The 17,495-nt window shown below is 41.0% G+C and carries 19 protein-coding genes; 12 read left to right on the top strand and 7 right to left on the bottom strand.

Annotation, left to right across the window (positions count from 1 at the left end):
- Nucleotides 1–213: 213 nt before the first annotated feature.
- On the top strand, nucleotides 214–609 hold the full coding sequence (gene spxA, locus HOP45_RS09990; RefSeq protein ID WP_181349134.1) for a transcriptional regulator SpxA: 396 nt from the start codon (nucleotides 214–216) through the stop codon (nucleotides 607–609).
- A 55-nt stretch (nucleotides 610–664) separates the two neighbouring features.
- Here spxA and HOP45_RS09985 read toward each other — a convergent pair whose 3' ends face one another.
- The gene (locus HOP45_RS09985; RefSeq protein WP_181349133.1) at nucleotides 665–1,333 is read right to left on the bottom strand and encodes a TerC family protein; all 669 of its coding nucleotides are present in this window, start codon (nucleotides 1,331–1,333) and stop codon (nucleotides 665–667) included.
- A 299-nt stretch (nucleotides 1,334–1,632) separates the two neighbouring features.
- Between HOP45_RS09985 and mecA the strand changes: the two genes are divergently transcribed.
- The 3 genes from mecA (at nucleotide 1,633) to pepF (ending at nucleotide 5,603) form a co-directional block, all read left to right on the top strand.
- Nucleotides 1,633–2,334 carry an adaptor protein MecA gene (gene mecA, locus HOP45_RS09980; protein WP_181349132.1) on the top strand — a complete coding sequence of 234 codons (702 nt, stop codon included), beginning with the start codon at nucleotides 1,633–1,635 and terminating at the stop codon, nucleotides 2,332–2,334.
- Between the two features lie 232 nt (nucleotides 2,335–2,566).
- Nucleotides 2,567–3,715 (top strand): competence protein CoiA, encoded by a 1,149-nt coding sequence (locus tag HOP45_RS09975; RefSeq protein ID WP_181349131.1) that lies wholly within the window; start codon nucleotides 2,567–2,569, stop codon nucleotides 3,713–3,715.
- A 79-nt stretch (nucleotides 3,716–3,794) separates the two neighbouring features.
- Nucleotides 3,795–5,603 (top strand): oligoendopeptidase F, encoded by a 1,809-nt coding sequence (gene pepF / locus HOP45_RS09970; RefSeq protein ID WP_181349130.1) that lies wholly within the window; start codon nucleotides 3,795–3,797, stop codon nucleotides 5,601–5,603.
- Between the two features lie 35 nt (nucleotides 5,604–5,638).
- On the opposite strand, the gene HOP45_RS09965 is transcribed toward pepF, so the two are convergent.
- From HOP45_RS09965 to HOP45_RS09950, 4 genes are all read right to left on the bottom strand, one after another.
- Nucleotides 5,639–5,815 (bottom strand): hypothetical protein, encoded by a 177-nt coding sequence (locus HOP45_RS09965; RefSeq protein ID WP_181349129.1) that lies wholly within the window; start codon nucleotides 5,813–5,815, stop codon nucleotides 5,639–5,641.
- Nucleotides 5,816–5,966: 151 nt separating this feature from the next.
- Nucleotides 5,967–6,851, bottom strand: a complete 885-nt coding sequence (locus HOP45_RS09960; RefSeq protein WP_181349128.1) for a ClpXP adapter SpxH family protein — start codon at nucleotides 6,849–6,851, stop codon at nucleotides 5,967–5,969.
- Complete coding sequence (locus HOP45_RS09955; protein WP_181349127.1) at nucleotides 6,848–7,249, bottom strand: globin domain-containing protein; 402 nt, start codon at nucleotides 7,247–7,249, stop codon at nucleotides 6,848–6,850. The genes HOP45_RS09960 and HOP45_RS09955 overlap by 4 nt, the downstream gene beginning before the upstream one ends.
- 57 nt (nucleotides 7,250–7,306) lie before the next feature.
- Nucleotides 7,307–7,888, bottom strand: a complete 582-nt coding sequence (locus HOP45_RS09950; protein ID WP_181349126.1) for a CYTH domain-containing protein — start codon at nucleotides 7,886–7,888, stop codon at nucleotides 7,307–7,309.
- A gap of 256 nt (nucleotides 7,889–8,144) precedes the next feature.
- On the opposite strand from HOP45_RS09950, the gene yjbM reads away from it, so the two are divergent.
- From yjbM to HOP45_RS09935, 3 genes are all read left to right on the top strand, one after another.
- A complete protein-coding gene (gene yjbM / locus HOP45_RS09945) occupies nucleotides 8,145–8,792 on the top strand; it encodes a GTP diphosphokinase (RefSeq protein WP_181349125.1) in 648 nt (215 codons plus the stop codon).
- Nucleotides 8,793–8,808: 16 nt separating this feature from the next.
- Nucleotides 8,809–9,612, top strand: a complete 804-nt coding sequence (locus HOP45_RS09940; protein WP_181349124.1) for an NAD kinase — start codon at nucleotides 8,809–8,811, stop codon at nucleotides 9,610–9,612.
- Nucleotides 9,613–9,677: 65 nt separating this feature from the next.
- Complete coding sequence (locus HOP45_RS09935; protein WP_255437575.1) at nucleotides 9,678–10,466, top strand: RluA family pseudouridine synthase; 789 nt, start codon at nucleotides 9,678–9,680, stop codon at nucleotides 10,464–10,466.
- A 58-nt stretch (nucleotides 10,467–10,524) separates the two neighbouring features.
- Here HOP45_RS09935 and prpE read toward each other — a convergent pair whose 3' ends face one another.
- Entirely contained in the window at nucleotides 10,525–11,256 is a 732-nt protein-coding gene (prpE, locus tag HOP45_RS09930; RefSeq protein WP_181349122.1) for a bis(5'-nucleosyl)-tetraphosphatase PrpE, read from the bottom strand.
- 357 nt (nucleotides 11,257–11,613) lie between these two features.
- Here prpE and mgtE point away from each other — a divergent pair, with 357 nt between their 5' ends.
- From mgtE to HOP45_RS09910, 4 genes are all read left to right on the top strand, one after another.
- Nucleotides 11,614–12,978: a magnesium transporter gene (mgtE, locus tag HOP45_RS09925; RefSeq protein WP_181349121.1), complete on the top strand. Its 1,365-nt coding sequence runs from the start codon at nucleotides 11,614–11,616 to the stop codon at nucleotides 12,976–12,978.
- 19 nt (nucleotides 12,979–12,997) lie between these two features.
- On the top strand, nucleotides 12,998–14,860 hold the full coding sequence (locus tag HOP45_RS09920; protein ID WP_181349120.1) for a monovalent cation:proton antiporter family protein: 1,863 nt from the start codon (nucleotides 12,998–13,000) through the stop codon (nucleotides 14,858–14,860).
- A gap of 216 nt (nucleotides 14,861–15,076) precedes the next feature.
- Nucleotides 15,077–15,856: an enoyl-ACP reductase FabI gene (gene fabI, locus HOP45_RS09915; RefSeq protein ID WP_181349119.1), complete on the top strand. Its 780-nt coding sequence runs from the start codon at nucleotides 15,077–15,079 to the stop codon at nucleotides 15,854–15,856.
- A gap of 157 nt (nucleotides 15,857–16,013) precedes the next feature.
- A complete protein-coding gene (locus tag HOP45_RS09910) occupies nucleotides 16,014–16,556 on the top strand; it encodes a CotO family spore coat protein (protein ID WP_181349118.1) in 543 nt (180 codons plus the stop codon).
- 66 nt (nucleotides 16,557–16,622) lie between these two features.
- On the opposite strand, the gene HOP45_RS09905 is transcribed toward HOP45_RS09910, so the two are convergent.
- Complete coding sequence (locus HOP45_RS09905) at nucleotides 16,623–17,075, bottom strand: CotY/CotZ family spore coat protein (protein ID WP_181349117.1); 453 nt, start codon at nucleotides 17,073–17,075, stop codon at nucleotides 16,623–16,625.
- 194 nt (nucleotides 17,076–17,269) lie between these two features.
- Here HOP45_RS09905 and HOP45_RS09900 point away from each other — a divergent pair, with 194 nt between their 5' ends.
- The gene (locus HOP45_RS09900) at nucleotides 17,270–17,473 is read left to right on the top strand and encodes a hypothetical protein (protein WP_181349116.1); all 204 of its coding nucleotides are present in this window, start codon (nucleotides 17,270–17,272) and stop codon (nucleotides 17,471–17,473) included.
- Nucleotides 17,474–17,495 lie beyond the last annotated feature (22 nt).

Here is a 17,495-nt window from a genome sequence, read left to right as displayed (position 1 = left end):
GGTTTAAATTCTATTATGTTGTGGTAAATTATACGTAAACCTCCCATTGATAATAGCCAATTCGTACTCCCCTTGTTAAAGCTTTTGGATAATCTTTATCTTATTACTTGACATGTATGATATATTATACATATACAGTTATTTAAAGTTATTTTAATCTAATAAGTGATTAAAATTTGGTTTTAATACATTTATTGAGGAGTGAAGTTACAAATGGTTACACTTTATACCTCACCAAGTTGTACTTCTTGCCGAAAGGCAAAAGCATGGTTGGAAGAGCACGATATTCCGTTTACAGAACGAAATATATTCTCTGAACCACTTACATTGGATGAAATTAAAGAAATCTTAAGAATGACGGAAGATGGCACGGAAGAGATCATTTCAACGCGTTCAAAGGTATTTCAAACATTGAAAGTTGACTTTGATCAATTGCCCATGCAAGAGTTGTTCACTTTAATTCATGAAAACCCAGGGTTGTTACGACGTCCTATCATCATTGACGAGAAACGTCTCCAAGTTGGTTATAATGAAGATGAAATAAGAAGGTTCCTACCGAGAAGTGTTCGTACCTTTCAATTAAAAGAAGCACAGAGGTTGGTCAACTAAAATTAAAGCCGCGCAACTCTCTCGAGAGTGCGCGGCTTTTTCAAACACAATCGCTTTAAGACACGGGAGGGGCTTGTTTTTTATTACTAAAGTAACCGGATAGAATAACAACGATAATGAATACTAGCGGTATGAGCAAGTGGAGGCTTTCAAAGGTCTGGGTTAGTGAATGAAGACGCTGTTCCTCCACGACCATTTTTCCGGCTGTATAGGCAATGATGCCGGCGCCGATATAAATAAGAACGGGAAGTCTTTCCATTAGCCATAAGATGATTTTACTACCCCATATGATAATGGGGATGGAAATGAGCAGACCTGCAATCACCAGCCACATATTATCTCTAGAAGCACCTGCAATGGCTAAGACGTTATCAAACCCCATTACAATATCGGCGAATACGATGGTTTTAACGGCTGATAATAAAGTACTCCCAGCTTTAATATCCACTTCTTCATTATTGTTTCTCACTAAATTTATGGCAATTTGCACTAATAGCAAACCACCGAACAATTTTAATAATGGAATATGTAATAAATACAAAGCTAAGGCTGTCAGCAATACCCGCATCGCGATCGCAAGACCTGTCCCAAGTAAAATCGCTTTATTGCGTTGATGCTCAGGCAGATTGCGGCATGCCAGGGCGATCACAATAGCATTGTCACCGCCAAGGACAAGATCAATTCCGATAATAATCAAAATAGCTTGTATGACTTCCCATTCCATAAAAAATCCTCCTGATAAGTAGTGACAATTTTGCTAAAATGAGCTAAAATAAACAACTAAATATCCAGATGTTAAGTTGTCCAATATTTAAGTGAACCGGGACATTCATCTGTTTTTTGTCCAATTAAAGCAAGTTGTTTTCCATTTGTTTATGTCTGTCATACAATAGAATTACAATAACCTTACACTTGCACATCGAGGAGATTGGTCAGCTAGTGGAAAGGGTAAGGTAAACCTAAAAGTAACAAAAGGGTGAACATTCCCTTCCGCCTACCTATTGATAGAAGGGAGAGAGATGTATGGAAATCGAACGCATTAATGAAAATACAGTCAAATTCTATATTTCGTACCATGATGTTGAAGAGCGAGGCTTTGATCGTGAAGAAATCTGGTACAACCGTGAACGCAGCGAACAGCTTTTTTGGGAAATGATGGATGAAGTCAACGACCAGGAAAATTTCCAAGCTGATGGGCCGCTTTGGATACAAGTCCAAGCTATGGACAAAGGCCTAGAAGTGATTGTAACGAAAGCTCAGCTGTCTCAGGACGGGCAAAAGTTAGAGCTTCCAACTGAAGAAGGAAAAACAATTGATATGCCTGTTGATGAAAAAATTGAATCGTTGCTTGAAGATAAATTTAACGGAAACGATACTAGTCAAGACGACCAGCAGGAAGATGATACTGATGATGTGAAACCTTATGAGCCTTTAACCTTTACCATTCGATTTGAAGATTTTGAAGATGTTATTCAGCTCAGTCATTATTATCAGCCTGAAGAAGGCATTGACCATCGTTTGTTCCATTTCGATGACCGTTACTATTTATATATTCAGTTCCATGATGAAAATATGAGTGATGACCATCAAGAAAATATTTTAAGTCAATTACTTGAGTTTGGTTACGAGTCGTCTGTCACCATTCATCGTCTCGAAGAGTATGGTAAGACGATCTTCAATGATAAGGCTTTGACTCAGCTCAAAGCTTATTTTCCAGCAGAGTAAGGCTATTTAAAGCACACTGTCAAAGGTGTGCTTTTTTAATGGGAAAATTGTTATACGTGTTTAAATATAAGGCAACCCTGTTAAAGTTTAGTGTTTATATTACTAAAAAAAAAGAACTTCCAATTTTACGGGAGTTCTTTTTTTTTATATATTGGGCTAACTGAGCCAAATAAAAAGGAGTTTGAGCAAATCATGGCGAAATTACGTAGTTATACCAAGGAGGTGCTGTGATTTGCTTCGTGCAATTGATTCTTCATCCGGGGAGATTGTGATATTACACGCTTTACCTCTATCGGAAATAAAGCGACTTAAGCGCACAGGCTCTTTCATTTGTCCAAAGTGTCATGAACCTGTTTATGCTCGTTCCGGCAGTAGAATGGTTGCTCATTTTGCTCATCATCCAAAAAGTAGGTGCAATGAAAAAAATGGTGGGGAGGGAGAATATCATGAAACAGGGAAGTGGTTGATTTATGAGTCACTTAAACGTGAGGGCTATCAGGTTTTGCTTGAACCTTACCTAAAAACGCTGCAACAACGGCCTGATATGTTGCTCCATTATCAAAACACCTGGATGGCAATTGAATTTCAATGTGCTCGCATCCCTATTCGAGACATTGCGTACAGAACAAAGAATTACCAGAAGAAAGGGATACATCCTTTGTGGGTTATAGGAGCGAATCAATTAAAAAGGAAAGGACGGGAATTGCTCCAAGTTAGTGACTTTCATAAATATATGATTCATTATCACAGACAGGCGTACGCCCTATACTTTTTTGACCCCACTCTTTGCTCCTGGATTACGGCACGTTCACTATGGTCTAACGGTGAACGCTATGTAAACGCAAATTTGGAAATCATGAAGATGAATTCTTCTTTCCGCTTCATCCATTTATTCGGAACCTCTCCAGCAGTTCCCCATTTAACTGCTTCATCCTGGCTGCATTATATGACGCGCCAAAGACGTACGTATTCTCCACGTACTTCCAGTCAAGAATTGCAATGGAGACAATTTTTATATCTTCGAAACCTCCACTTTTCTTTAATCCCTTCTGAGAGTATGATCCCTCTAAAGAGTCAATTATTTCTTCCCTCAAGATTAAAAATCTGGCAAAGCCGCTTCATCATTGATGTTTTCTCTCCTACACCGATACATCAAAAAATTCAAACTTCTACGATCCCGACTCCTTTTACCTCCCCCTTATTAGATCACGTAACACCTAACCCTGCAGAAGAGTATTTAGATCTTCTTGAAAAATTAAATTTCGTGAAAAAAGGAAAAGACAATCACTATTATAAGTTAAAGGAAATTGCTTACCCTAAGGGGAGGGAAGAAGCTGAAAAACGTGATCGTGCTTTAGTGACCCAGTTATTGAAAATGTAAGGGGAAATATCTAACCGACGGCAGGGATTCTGTGTTAAATTACAGAATTTCATAAAGAGAGTATAATAAAAGGAGGAAAATGATGGCCAGTGCTAAGGAATTACCTAAACGCGAAGAACTTCCAGTGGAAAGGACGTGGAAGCTCGAAAATATTTTTGCAACAGATGAAGATTGGCAACAGGAATACGAAGAAGTCAAGCAGTTACTCCCAAAGATTAAAGACTTCCAAGGGAAACTTGGTGATTCGGCTGAAACACTATATGATTTACTAGTCCTACAAGATGAAATTTCAAATAGGGTCGGTCACGTATATAATTACGCACATATGCGCTACGACCAGGATACGACTAATGCTTTTTATCAAGAAATGAATGCCAAAGCAGAGAATTTATACACGCAAGTTGCGTCATCGATGAGTTTTATTATCCCAGAGATACTTTCATTAGAAAAAGGCACGGTCCCATCGTACTTAGAAAATCATGAAGCATTACAATTGTATGAGCATGCCCTCAATGAAATAATACGCCAGAAAGACCATGTATTAAGTGAGAAAGAAGAGGAGTTATTAGCTGGATTTTCAGAAATATCATCTATTCCCTCTCAAACGTTCGGTATGCTTAATAATGCGGATCTGACTTTCCCGAGTATAACTGATGAAGATGGGAATGAACGGGACTTAACGCACGGAAGGTACCTTGGCTTCATGAAATCAACAGATCGTCAAGTCAGGAAAGCAGCGTTCGAATCCATGCATGGGACGTTTGGGAAGTTTAAGAATACGTTTGCTTCCACGTTAAGCGGCAATATTAAAAAAGATAATTATTACGCGAAAGTTAGACATTATGACTCGGCACGGCAAGCTGCATTGGAGGATAACAACATCCCGGAAACCGTCTATGACAATCTGGTGGAAGCTGTAAATGAGCGGCTTCCTCTATTGCACCGTTATCTTAAGTTAAGAAAAGAAATTCTTGGAGTCGACGAACTTCACATGTATGACATTTATACGCCACTCGTCCAAGATGTCGATATGACGATTGATTACGAACAGGCACAGGATATCGTGCTAAAAAGTTTAGAACCATTGGGTGAGGATTATGTTAATGCTGTAAAGGAAGGGTATGAAAACCGTTGGATTGACGTAGATGAGAACAAAGGGAAGAGGAGCGGAGCTTATTCATCCGGTCATTACGGAGGCAACCCATATATCCTGTTGAATTGGCAGGATAATGTGAATAATTTATTCACGTTGGCTCATGAACTGGGTCACTCGTTGCATAGTTATTATACATTCGCACATCAGCCTTATCGATATGGGAATTATTCAGTATTTGTGGCTGAAGTAGCCTCAACGTGTAATGAAGCATTATTGAACGATTATATGTTAAAACACACGAACGATGAGCGGGAGAAGTTGTATCTTCTCAATAATTTTCTCGAAGGGTTCAGGGGCACTGTTTTCCGCCAAACGATGTTTGCGGAATTTGAACACGACATACATGTGAGGGTCCAAAATGGTGAAGCATTAACCCCCGATAAACTAACAGAATTATATTATGGCTTGAACAAAAAATATTTTGGCAATGAGATGGTCATTGATGATGAAATTGGGTTGGAATGGGCGAGAATTCCTCATTTCTATTACAATTACTACGTTTATCAATATGCGACGGGTTATTCGGCTGCAATGGCGTTAGCTTCTCAAATTCTTGAAGATGGTGATGAAGCGGTCAGCAGGTACAAGGACTTTTTAAAAGCTGGCAGTAGTGATTACCCTATCGAGGTATTAAAACGGGCCGGTGTTGATATGACTTCGAAGGAACCTATTTTATCTGCGTTAGATGTGTTCGAAGAAAAGTTAAATGAAATGGAAGAGTTGATGAAATAAAGCTCATAAAGCCAACCGCTGACTTGCGGTTGGCTTTATTGTTGAAACCCTCTGAATTTCTTACGATAAAAGAATGATTGCAAACCGATATAGATGGAAAAGAAAAAGATGGGAGCTGTAATATACAAGGGAAAAAGCCTCATCAGTCCAAAGAAATTGAACACTAACGTAATTAGAAAGAAGATGGAAAACATAATGATTTTAAATTTCATCGTAGCTGTCCCCCTTTTGGTATTCAACATATGAAAGGGACAAGGTATGTAGAACAGGGGAGAGCTCATTAATAGGGTTTGCGATCAAATAAAAAACACAAGGTTCCTTGATGATCGGGAACCTTGTGTTCATTAAAGGTATAGGATAAGTTCATGATCCGGCATATTCCCAGAATGATCCATACTTAACTGGAACTTCTCTGACTTTTTGTTTTAAAACAAGTTTTTTCAATTCTTTCCGCGCTTGTTGTTCACTCCAGTCGTAAACGACGGCCACTTCACGGTTCGCAACAAACGAATAATGCGTAAGGAAATCTTCCAGCGAAGGTTTCGCTGCCGCATCAGGGTTATTTCGAAGCATTTCTTTCAACACTTTAACGTACACTTCGTAGGAATATAACCCTGTGATTTTTAACCCGGCATCTTCCTCAGATTCATTAAATAGTACGATGGTGGGTATGGCATCAACGTCCATCTCTTGTGTTAATTTTAAATCGCATTGCAAGGCGCGTTTAGCTGTATCTGAATGGAGATCCCGTTCGAACTCTTCAATATCCAAGCAGCATTTCTTAGCACAATCGATCAAGACCGACTCATCAGAAATATCTTGTTTATTTAAAAATACATATTCTTGTACTTTTCTAAGAAAGCGTACACCTGATTTTTTCCCTTGAAGTTCAGCCGCCTTAATAGCAAGCGAGGTCATCAATGGGGAGGATACAGGGTTTTCTAACCATACATCTCCATCACAACACATGCCCGTACGTGTGGCTGTTTTATCCCAATTCTTTTTCAACTGCTCAGTTTTTTTTGAATTTACTTGAAAAGATGAAAGTTTACCACTGATAATTGGCCTAATCGTGAAAAAACGCCCGTATTCGATTGTGAGCTTCTTTAAATAAGGTTCGAGTGACCAACATTCTGGACAAAGGGGATCGATGAAGACATATATTTCGATTGGTTTTTTTAATAAATCAAAAAATCCGAAACGGTTGTTTTGGCTTTCACTGGAAGAACCAGCAGCTTTCCAACTCACATCGATTCTCCTTTCTCATCTTCAGGTGTGTTCATCATATGTTCCGCAGTCAAGGTTAGTCGATTGAAAATAATGCTTCGGTAAGGATCTTCTATATCAGTCTCTTCCAAAGCTTGATCCATACATTCCAGCCAGGCATCTTTTCGCGCTGGTGTAATGGTAAATGGGAGATGGCGTGCTCGCAGCATGGGGTGGCCATGTTCCTCTGTATATAAGGCTGGTCCTCCGAAAAATTGAGTCAAAAATTGCTTTTGTTTCCGAGCTGTTTCAGTCAAATCCTCAGGGAAGATCGGACTTAAGTCAGGATGTTGACCAACCCGGTAATAAAAAGCTTCTACTAATTGATCAATTTTAGGTTTTCCTAGCGCTTCAAAGATTGTATCGGGTACATGAGGCATAGTTCCTCCCCTTTCTGTCTGTTTATATATTTTAGCAACGGAAGCGGAGTTGGGCAACTAATCTGATTGTGGGCGTGCATCATAGAAGCGTTTTATCTTATTAGGTGTGACTCTTTCAGGAATATGAAATGAGTTCAGGACCGTAAAGAATACGTCTTTTCCATGAGATTTACTGGATGATTCCAGTTCTAGTTCGTAATCTTCAGTCTGGTGGTACATACTATAGTCGAGGACGAGCGTCGTGTTCTTGTAGTTTATTTCTTTTCGAATAGTGGTAAGATTTCCTAGACAGTGAAATTGTGAAGAACTAAGCCCGATTTGTTTCAATTGCGCTTCTACATTAGGTTTTGAAACTGGATCGCTATTAATCCATCGTTGCGCTTCTGAATCGGTCAGCTCATCGTGGGTTTCCAATAATCCCTCAGGGTGAGGCTGTTTCAACGTCAATACCCAGCTTCCGTTCTTTTCCCTTATGCGTAAAGCGCTGCCGTGGTTTCGTAATGAAAGCATATCGGTTTCAAAATAGTAATTTGTTTGTTTAATAGTGGTGGCGTTTTCAAACTCTAATGATTGATGTAGTGTTTGATATTCATCTTTTGTAAGTAAGTTTTTAAATTCAATTTCAATTTCTTGTGCCATTATAGTTGCCTCCTTTGGCTGTCATTATTATGAGGAAATATGAAGGTAAATGCAAAGATTTATGTTTGCTAGGTGGTAGTAGAACTTGGTCCCACTTCAACGGGCAGTAGGAAAAGGCACTGCCCGTAAAAGTCCGATACGTTTAACTAATCATCCTTGAAGAAAACCACTTCAATGATGAAAGTTAAACTGTATGATACAATTGCATTGAAAAATAAATGTTGAGCGAGCAGGTTGATAAAGGGTGGTGCGGATCGTGAATTGGGATGTTTTTATAGCACCGTATGCGCAAGTTGTTGAAGAGTTAAAGGTTAAATTAAAAGGGATGAGGCAGCAGTTTGAATATGAGATGGAGCAAGCTCCTATTGAATTTGTGACGGGCAGGGTGAAGCCGAAGTCGAGTACGATTGAAAAAGCGCGTCGCAAGGGGATTAATCCTGAAAATATAGAAAAAGAAATACAAGATATCGCTGGCCTGCGTGTTGTTTGCCAGTTTGTTGATGATATCTATCTAGTCGTGGACAAAATAAAGGATCGGCATGACTTTGTTATTGTTGAGGAAAAGGACTACATATCAAGAAAAAAAGATAGTGGTTATCGTTCATATCATGTCATTATTGAATACCCAGTTGAAACTATACATGGCGAGAAGAAAGTATTGGCGGAAGTACAAATTCGCACGTTAGCTATGAACTTTTGGGCAACCAATGAACATTCTCTTAATTATAAATATGCCGGGCAAATCCCGGGCGAAATTCAAGCTCGATTAAAGCGAGCTGCAGAAGCGGCTTTCCAATTAGATGAAGAAATGTCTAAAATAAAGAATGAGATCCAGGAAGCACAAAAAGTATTTCATCGTAAGGAAGAAAACAAGAAAGTACCTAAAAACAATTTGACAGATTAAGGAGTTGGACAGGATCATGAAATTTTCAATTCTTTCAAAAGGCGACAAAAAATCAAATGATATCCGCTCCAAAATTAAAAATTACCTCACTGAATTTGATCTTGACTACGATGAAGACGAGCCTGACCTCTCCATATCTGTAGGTGGAGATGGCACCCTCCTGGAAGCTTTTCATACGTATAGTCATCGTCTTGATAAAACGGCATTCATTGGAATCCATACCGGTCATTTAGGTTTCTATGCGGATTGGATGCCTGATGAACTGGAGAAGTTGATCATTGAAATCGCCCGGACGCCTTTCCAGGTGGTGGAATACCCTTTGTTGGAGGTCACGATTTGGCCACAGGATGAGGGGGAAGAAGATCGTTATCTCGCCTTAAATGAATGTACAATAAAAACGTCGGAAGGGTCGGTTGTATTTGATGTAGAAATCAAAGGCGAGCATTTTGAAACATTCAGAGGGGATGGTTTATGTGTTTCCACGCCTTCAGGAAGCACAGCATATAATAAAGCCTTAGGTGGAGCTATTATTCATCCTTCGCTTGAATCAATACAAATTGCTGAAATGGCTTCAATTAACAACCGTGTATTTCGTACCATCGGCTCGCCACTAATCTTGCCTAGCCACCACACATGCTTGTTGAAACCTATTTATGATCGTAGTTTTCTTATTACAATGGACCATATAACACGGACGTACAAAGATGTGAAATCGATCCAATGTCAGGTAGCCCAGCAAAAAGTACGGTTTGCAAGGTTTCGTCCTTTCCCTTTTTGGAAACGCGTGCACGATTCCTTTGTTGCGGATGACCGTGAATAATGAGGTTGGCAATCGATTGGTGTATTACAGCTGAATGTGACGGCATGATTTTAAGGGAGTATCTCATGTCTGTTCAAGGCTTCTCATATGGGTTATTGAAAAAAGTGAAATCCTCTGGCGATTTAACCCTTAATGAAGAACCGGTGACGGTTAGGGCTGTTTTAAGGGAGGGAGATATAGTGACGGTGCAATTCCCTCCTGAGCCACGAGGTCCAAGGTTGGCGCCAGAACCCATGAACCTCGACATTGTGTATGAAGATAAGGACGTATTGGTTATAAATAAACCTAAAGGCGTGGCCTGTGTTCCCTCAGCCGATCATCCGAACGGTACATTAGCTAACGGGGTGATCCATTACTATAATCAGAAAAACCTCGCTTACACGGTGCATATCGTTACGCGGCTTGATCGTGATACATCAGGTTTGATGCTGATTGCCAAACACCAATACATACATTCGTTGTTAGCTAGGAAGCAGCAGGCGACGATAAACAGGCGTTACCAGGCGTTAGTAGAAGGCATGTTAGCTGAACAGTCAGATACAATTAACGCGCCTATAGCAAGAAAGCCTGGATCTATTATTGAACGCGAAGTTGCTGACCATGGAAAACGAGCTGTTACACATTACCAGGTGCGACATGAGTGGAGTGATTGCTGTCTCGTAGAGGTGGAACTAGAAACGGGGAGAACCCACCAGATTCGTGTTCATATGGCGCATATAGGGCATCCTTTACTGGGCGATGAATTATACGGAGGGCCTGAATGGGAACACAGTGGCCACGCCCTTGAATGTGTGGCATTGTCTTTTGAACACCCCATGACGCATAAGAGGTTGAACTTGTGTATAAAGGCTTAAAAATAGAAATCCGGCAGATTCACAAACCCACCTTGTGATCTCTGTCGGATTTCCTCTTTCATTGAAATTTATCTTGCATGAAGGGCTGCTTAGAACGTACGCTTACGAGATCGTGCTCAGGAAGACGAAAACACGTAAGTTTATTTCCAAATACGCACCCTGTGTCAATGTTTACAGTCTTGTGCATGAAACGCGGCTCTAGAACGGGGGTATGACCGTAAACAATCCAACGGTCCCCATGGTAATGCTTTGCCCAATCTTTGCGGATCGGGCGCCCGTCTTCATGTTTTTCTCCTGTAATATCTCCATATAACACAAACGTGGTCACTTGCTTCCCCGTTTTCCCAATATATGCTTCTGGAATTCCTGCGTGGGCAATGACGGCATTTACTTCTGGAAGTTCCAGGTACAACGGGGAACGTTCGATGAGTTCGATGAATTTTTGTTTGACCTCTTGCTGCTCCGCTTTAGATAAGGCCTCGTATTCAGCAACAGTTGTTTCAAGCCCGTTTTTTATTTGGACGGGATTACCAAGAAAATAACGGTACAGTTTATTGCAGTGGTTCCCCGGGACGTATCTTCCAATTTTATCAGTGATGACAATTTGGTGTACTAAATGAATGGTACGGATGGAATCAGGACCGCGGTCGGTGATGTCTCCTAAAAATACAGGCACACGGTCTGAAGGGGGGAGAAGGCTTCCCTGAGACCAGGTATAGTTCAGCTGAGAAAACAATTCAAGCAGCTCTTCATAGCATCCATGCACGTCTCCAATGACATCTATTTTCATCGTAACCCCTCCAGTTGAATAATGAGTCGTTATGAAAGCATTTCCTGCAAAAGCGCTTCTTATCCCTTCGTTTCTGCATATGGATTGAATCGATCCTGCAAATGATCCTTGGATTTCAGTGAAGTATTCCCACGTGAGTAACGCTTTAATGTTATCAGGGGCATCCCAATAGATGTTCCCTCACGAATTCCCCATCTGTTAAAATACGATTACAATTGTAAGTGTACAGCAATGATCTGTATATGTGTCAGGTACGAATTAAAGAATTTCAAATTTGTTTCGTTGACAAAATTAAGCAGGGCAATTACGATATAACGGTCAAATCATCGCCTGTCGCCTAAGCTAGGAGGGATATGTATGGAACACTTAGAAGCTCACGAACGCCAGAAAATGTGGGAAAATATTCAACAAGCGTTATTTAACGACCATATTGATCAGTTCAGGGCCGAGTTTGTGGAAATGCACCCTTATGATCAGGCTCGGATTTTTGAAGAACAAGAAACGGATGTTCGTATCCAAATATATACGTATCTCTCTCCGGAAGAAGTCGCCGACTTTATGGAGCATATCGATTACGATGAAATTGAGCCGTTCTTTACTGAAATGGATCCACGGTTTGCAGCACAAGTTTTTGAAGAAATGTCAACGGACGATGCCGTGGATATTTTAAACCAACTCGACAAGAACAAAGTCGCCAGTTTCTTAACGATCATGGATAATGAAGCAGCTGAGGAAATTAAAGATCTGCTCCATTATGAAGAGAAAACAGCAGGTTCGATCATGACCACCGAGTTTGTTGTCGTAATGGAAAACCAGACCGTAAGAGAAGCCATGCTGCATCTTCGTAAAGAAGCCCCAGATGCTGAAACGATTTACTATACCTATGTAACAGATGAAGATAAACGACTGGTTGGTGTCATTTCACTTCGGGATTTGATTATTGCAGAAGATGATTGGCTCATTTCTGAAGTCATGAGTGATCGGGTCGTTTCCGTTCCGGTCGGGGAGGATCAGGAAGAGATAGCTCGCATGATGCGTGATTACGATTTTCTTGCCTTACCAGTAGTCGATTTCCAACATCATCTGCTAGGGATTATAACTGTCGATGACATTATGGACGTGATGGAAGAAGAAGCAAGCGATGATTATTCCAAACTTGCAGCCATCAGTGATGTGGACAGTCCAGATGATAATGCATTTAAGTCAGCAAAAAAAAGATTACCCTGGCTTGTTATTTTATTATTTCTAGGGAGTTTAACGGCCAGCTTAATTGGTCAGTTTGAAGAAACGTTGGATCAAGTCGCGATTCTCGCTATTTTTATTCCACTTATTGCTGGAATGGCAGGTAATACCGGTACTCAGGCATTGGCTGTTGCAGTGAGAGGTATCGCAACAGGCGACTTTGAGAAGCAGGGAAAATGGAAATTAATTTTTCGAGAAGCAAGCACGGGCTTAATCACAGGTGTTTCGTGCGGTGTAATTATTACGTTGATTGTTTACTTGTGGCAGCACGATTTTTTCTTAGGGCTATTAGTCGGCATTTCCATTATGATTACGTTGATTGTGGCTACCCTGGCAGGCGCGTTGGTACCGCTTCTTATGCACAAACTCAACATTGACCCCGCGGTCGCTTCCGGTCCATTTATTACCACCATCAACGACCTGATTTCCATTATGATTTATTTTGGGTTGGCAACTGCTTTTATGAAATTACTTATATAGATGGAAGGAGGTTGATTGTATGGAGCATGGAGCATCGGTCACCTCGTTAGTTATCGTCATCCTTGCAGCCTTCATAACCCCTATTCTGCTTCACCGTTTTCGCTTGAATATGATCCCTGTCGTTGTAGCAGAAATTATCGTCGGTCTGTTGTTAGGAAAAAGCGGGCTTGATGTTGTTCAAGAAGGAAATTGGCTCGAGACACTCTCTACACTAGGCTTTATATTTCTCATGTTCTTAAGTGGTCTTGAGATTGATTTCTCCATATTCGCCAGGAGAAAGAAGGCAGCTAAACCAGAGAATAAAGGGACAGGGGCCCCAAGCCCAGTTTGGGTCGCCCTGATTATTTTTGTCGGGATTTTTGCGTTATCACTCGGTTTATCCTATTTATTTGTGCTCGCCGGATTTATAGAGAATGCCTTTTTAATGACATTAATCATCTCCACCGTGTCACTTGGGGTCGTGGTGCCGACGTTGAAAGATGCGCAAATGATGAAAACAACCATCGGGCAGACCATTTTATTAGTGGCTGTGATTGCTGACTTGGCTACGATGATCCTATTGGCTGTGTTTGTTTCGATATATGGGCAGGATGGAGGCAATACGTGGCTGCTCCTCTTATTGTTTGCCGCCGGTGTTTTATTATATTTTGTCGGCAAATATTATCGTCATCAGTCCTTCTTAGAAACAATGGCCAAAGGGACAATCCAGATAGATACACGCGCTGTATTTACTTTGATCATCGTATTGGTTGCTTTGTCGGAAACGGTGGGTGCCGAAAATATTCTCGGTGCGTTTCTTGCCGGAACACTTGTGTCTTTATTGTCACCAGACCCGGAAATGGTTAAACGGCTAGATAGCTTCGGCTACGGCTTTTTAATTCCTATTTTCTTTGTAATGGTTGGGGTGGACATTGATATATGGAATTTATTTAATGAACCCCGGGTATTAACGTTAATACCAATGCTGTTCATCGCTTTATTGTTATCTAAGATCGTACCTGCGCTCATTTTACAGAAGTGGTATGATAAGCGAACAGTATTCAGTACGGGAATTATCTTAACGTCTACCTTATCGCTTGTCATTGCGGCTGCAACCATCGGTGAACGCGAGGGCATGATCGATGCCCAGATGGAAGGGGCTTTAATACTAGTTGCTGTCCTAACCTGTCTCGTTTCACCTACTGTATTTAAGAAAATTTACGGGAAATTCGAGAACGTTGACCATACAGAGCGTGTTTCCTTTATCGGTTCCAATCGTATGACACTCCCTGTGGTAAGGGAATTAGATACGAATCTGTATGAAACTCATCTCTATCATACTAAAGTGGATAAAATTGATGATAAAATCAGCCGTTCTTGTTTCGATATCAAAGAACTGGATGAATATGATGTCGAAAAAATGAAGGAAGTAGGCGTCTATGAGGTTGATCTTCTAGTGGCTTCGACTGGAGATGAACAGAAGAACGCTGAAATCGCGCGTTTCGCCAAATCCCAGGGCGTGGAACGTGTCATTGTCCGGGTGGAGTCCCCTGATCTGGATCAGGAAATGAAAGACTTGGGAGTTGATGTGTTTTCTGTGTTGCTTTCCTCAAAAGCGTTGTTAAAAGCCATGATTGTCGCACCTAGTATCGTTAACATTTTAACGAAACAGGAGAGTGCCCTTTATCAAATTAATATGTACAATTCTGATTTCAATGGGGTGCTCCTGCGCGAATTTCCGTTCACAGGCGATGTGATCATGGTCCGGATTTTCAGGGGAAATGAATCAATCGTACCTCATGGAGATACCCAACTCGAAATTGGTGACCGCCTCATTGTTACCGGATCAGCTGAGTATGTAGAAGAATTGAAAATGGAATTGGAATTCTGCGAAGATTGTTAAACGGCCGCTCCACAGATTACAGAGTATCTGTGGAGCGTCTTTTATATCGAATGGGGGTAACCCACACATTGAATTTTCTTTTAACATATTCAATGAAAAAACAAGGGATTTACTGAGGCAATAGAGAATTGTATTTTTGGACTAGATAAGCTAAAATAGCAGCAGGTACTAATAACAAATACTAATTTCGTCTTAACCTCAAGGAGGGGTATTTACATGAATTTTTCATTAGAAGGACGCACGTACGTTGTAATGGGTGTGGCTAACAAACGCAGTATTGCCTGGGGAATTGCTCGTTCTTTGCATGCCGCAGGAGCTCGGTTGATTTTTACATATGCAGCAGAACGGTTTGAAAAATCCGTTCGCGACTTAGCTGCTACACTGGAAGGTGGCCAGGAATCCCTGTTTTATGAATGTGATGTGACAGATGACGAAGCGATCATCAATACATTTGAAAATATTAAAAACGATGTCGGCGTCATTCATGGGCTTGCCCATTGCATTGCGTTCGCCAACCGTGAAGAACTAAAAGATGAATTCTTAAATACGAGCCGAGATGGCTTCTTGACTGCCCAAAATATAAGCGCTTATTCGTTGACAGCTGTTTCCCGCGCTGCGCAGCCTTTAATGAGTGAAGGTGGGAGCATTATGACATTGACGTATCTCGGTGGAGAACGTGTTGTCGAGAATTATAATGTCATGGGTGTCGCTAAAGCCAGCCTGGATGCAAGTGTGAAGTATTTGGCTAGTGATCTAGGCAAACACAATATCCGTGTGAATGCTATCTCAGCTGGTCCGATCAGGACGTTATCGGCTAAAGGTGTTGGAGATTTCAACAAAATTCTTAATGAAATTGAACAACGTGCTCCATTGCGCAGACCGGTTTCCCAAGAAGAAGTTGGCGACACGGCTTATTATTTAATGAGCGACCTTTCTCGTGGAGTCACCGGCGAAGTGATCCATGTCGATTCTGGTTACAATATTATCGGTTATTAATATTTTGGAAAGCTCTGGTTAATCTCAGGTTCCAAGTTTAAAAAAACCGCTCTCAAATAAATTTTGAGGGCGGTTTTTATTATGCCTGGGCACATAACCCCTATAAAACACATATATATAGAAAGATGAAGAATTTGTAAAGGAGGTTGTCTTCCTCATGGTAAAACAAAGAAAGCTTGCCAAGAAACCCATGCTTTATATAGACCAACCGACATTTGATCAAGCCGAGGTTCCTATGCAAACAAGTTATCACTCTACACGGAATAGTGAACCCGCACCCCAGGTTTCCAATCATTCCGGCAAGCGTGACATGAACCTGATTGAGCGAGAGCTGCGGCAGAGGTTACGCGGCAATGAGAAACATGACAATAGCGAAAAAGTGGTAAATGAAGATTTGAACAGCGAAAACCACGACTCAGTGAGTGAAGCGTCTGATGGCAATTCTGAGAAAGGGTCAAAGCATAGAGAAAGACGGCAACGGTTCCGTGATATGAGCAATGAAGAGAAAGTTGAGTATTTTGTTCAATTACCAGCACGGGTGCCGAAAATGAAATGCGAAGTTCAAACAGAGGATACAAGTATTCGAGGATATATAAACAGGTATGAAGATGGAGTGGTTCATATGAAAACATTTAAAAAACCATTTCAACAAGAAATACCGTTTGATTCAATCGAAGATATTCGGTTGTTGGGATTTTAATATCCTCGTGCTTATCGCCCAAAAAAATAGTCGCGCCCGACATCTCGGGCGCGACTATTTTAGTAATTAGCTCAACGCTGTAATAGCAGGAAGGCATGTAACATGACAGAAGCATTCCAGATCCACTGAAATACAAATGCCAGTCGCTCTAAGATTGCCGGTGAATTGTTTTACTGGTGATTCTGGATCGTCACAATTGTCGTTCGGATCACGTAGCAATTCAAGCGTTGCGCAACATTCGTCGTCCACATCTTTTACTCTGAAATAAAAGCTGGCAAGCACATCGTTGATCGCATCTCTTCTTGCTCCGAATCCTTTGAACGGTTTGCAGTTCCCCTTACAGTAAAGCAACACAGGTACTGTGTCTCGGCCGTTCCCTCCAGTGTCTCCCAGGAGATCATTGATTGACTGTTCGCAACTTGTATTGCAATCAGCTATGACGTCGTTTTGAGCGTCAACAATCTCTCTTAAAATGTCACAGACACAATTGCCTGAGTCAAATTTTTTTCCGCAACTCATTATGGCGTTAGCCCCTTTCTTAACAAATTGACTTGATGTCTCTAATAGAATATGAACAGGTGAAATGATGGTGTGGGCAAATGCAATGGTTTTTTTCTTTCCTAATAAAAGAAAGCGGGCGGATGACTATACAGACGCCTATTACGTACATACACTAACAATGACTTAACGATAGCTAAAGGAGATGAATGGGCATGTCAGAGAAAAAGAAAGTCATTTATGTGAAAGATCTCGTTATTAAAGCAGATAATGTCAAAATTGAACCGACACATGAGAAACGGCGCGATCCTTTTTTTGGTCGGGACCATGAAGAAAGCCGGAATGAAGTGGAAAGCGCTGCGGAGGAACGGAAAGGACACGAATCATCAAGTGGCGGTGAAGGTTTTTCCTGGATTTAGCACTTACGCATCCTTCTAGGGT

The sequence above is a fragment of the Thalassobacillus sp. CUG 92003 genome, assembly GCF_013618635.1.
GTDB lineage: Bacteria > Bacillota > Bacilli > Bacillales > Halobacillaceae > CUG-92003.
Note: the sequence above shows the minus strand (reverse complement) of the source record. Positions and strands in the feature narration are given on the sequence as shown.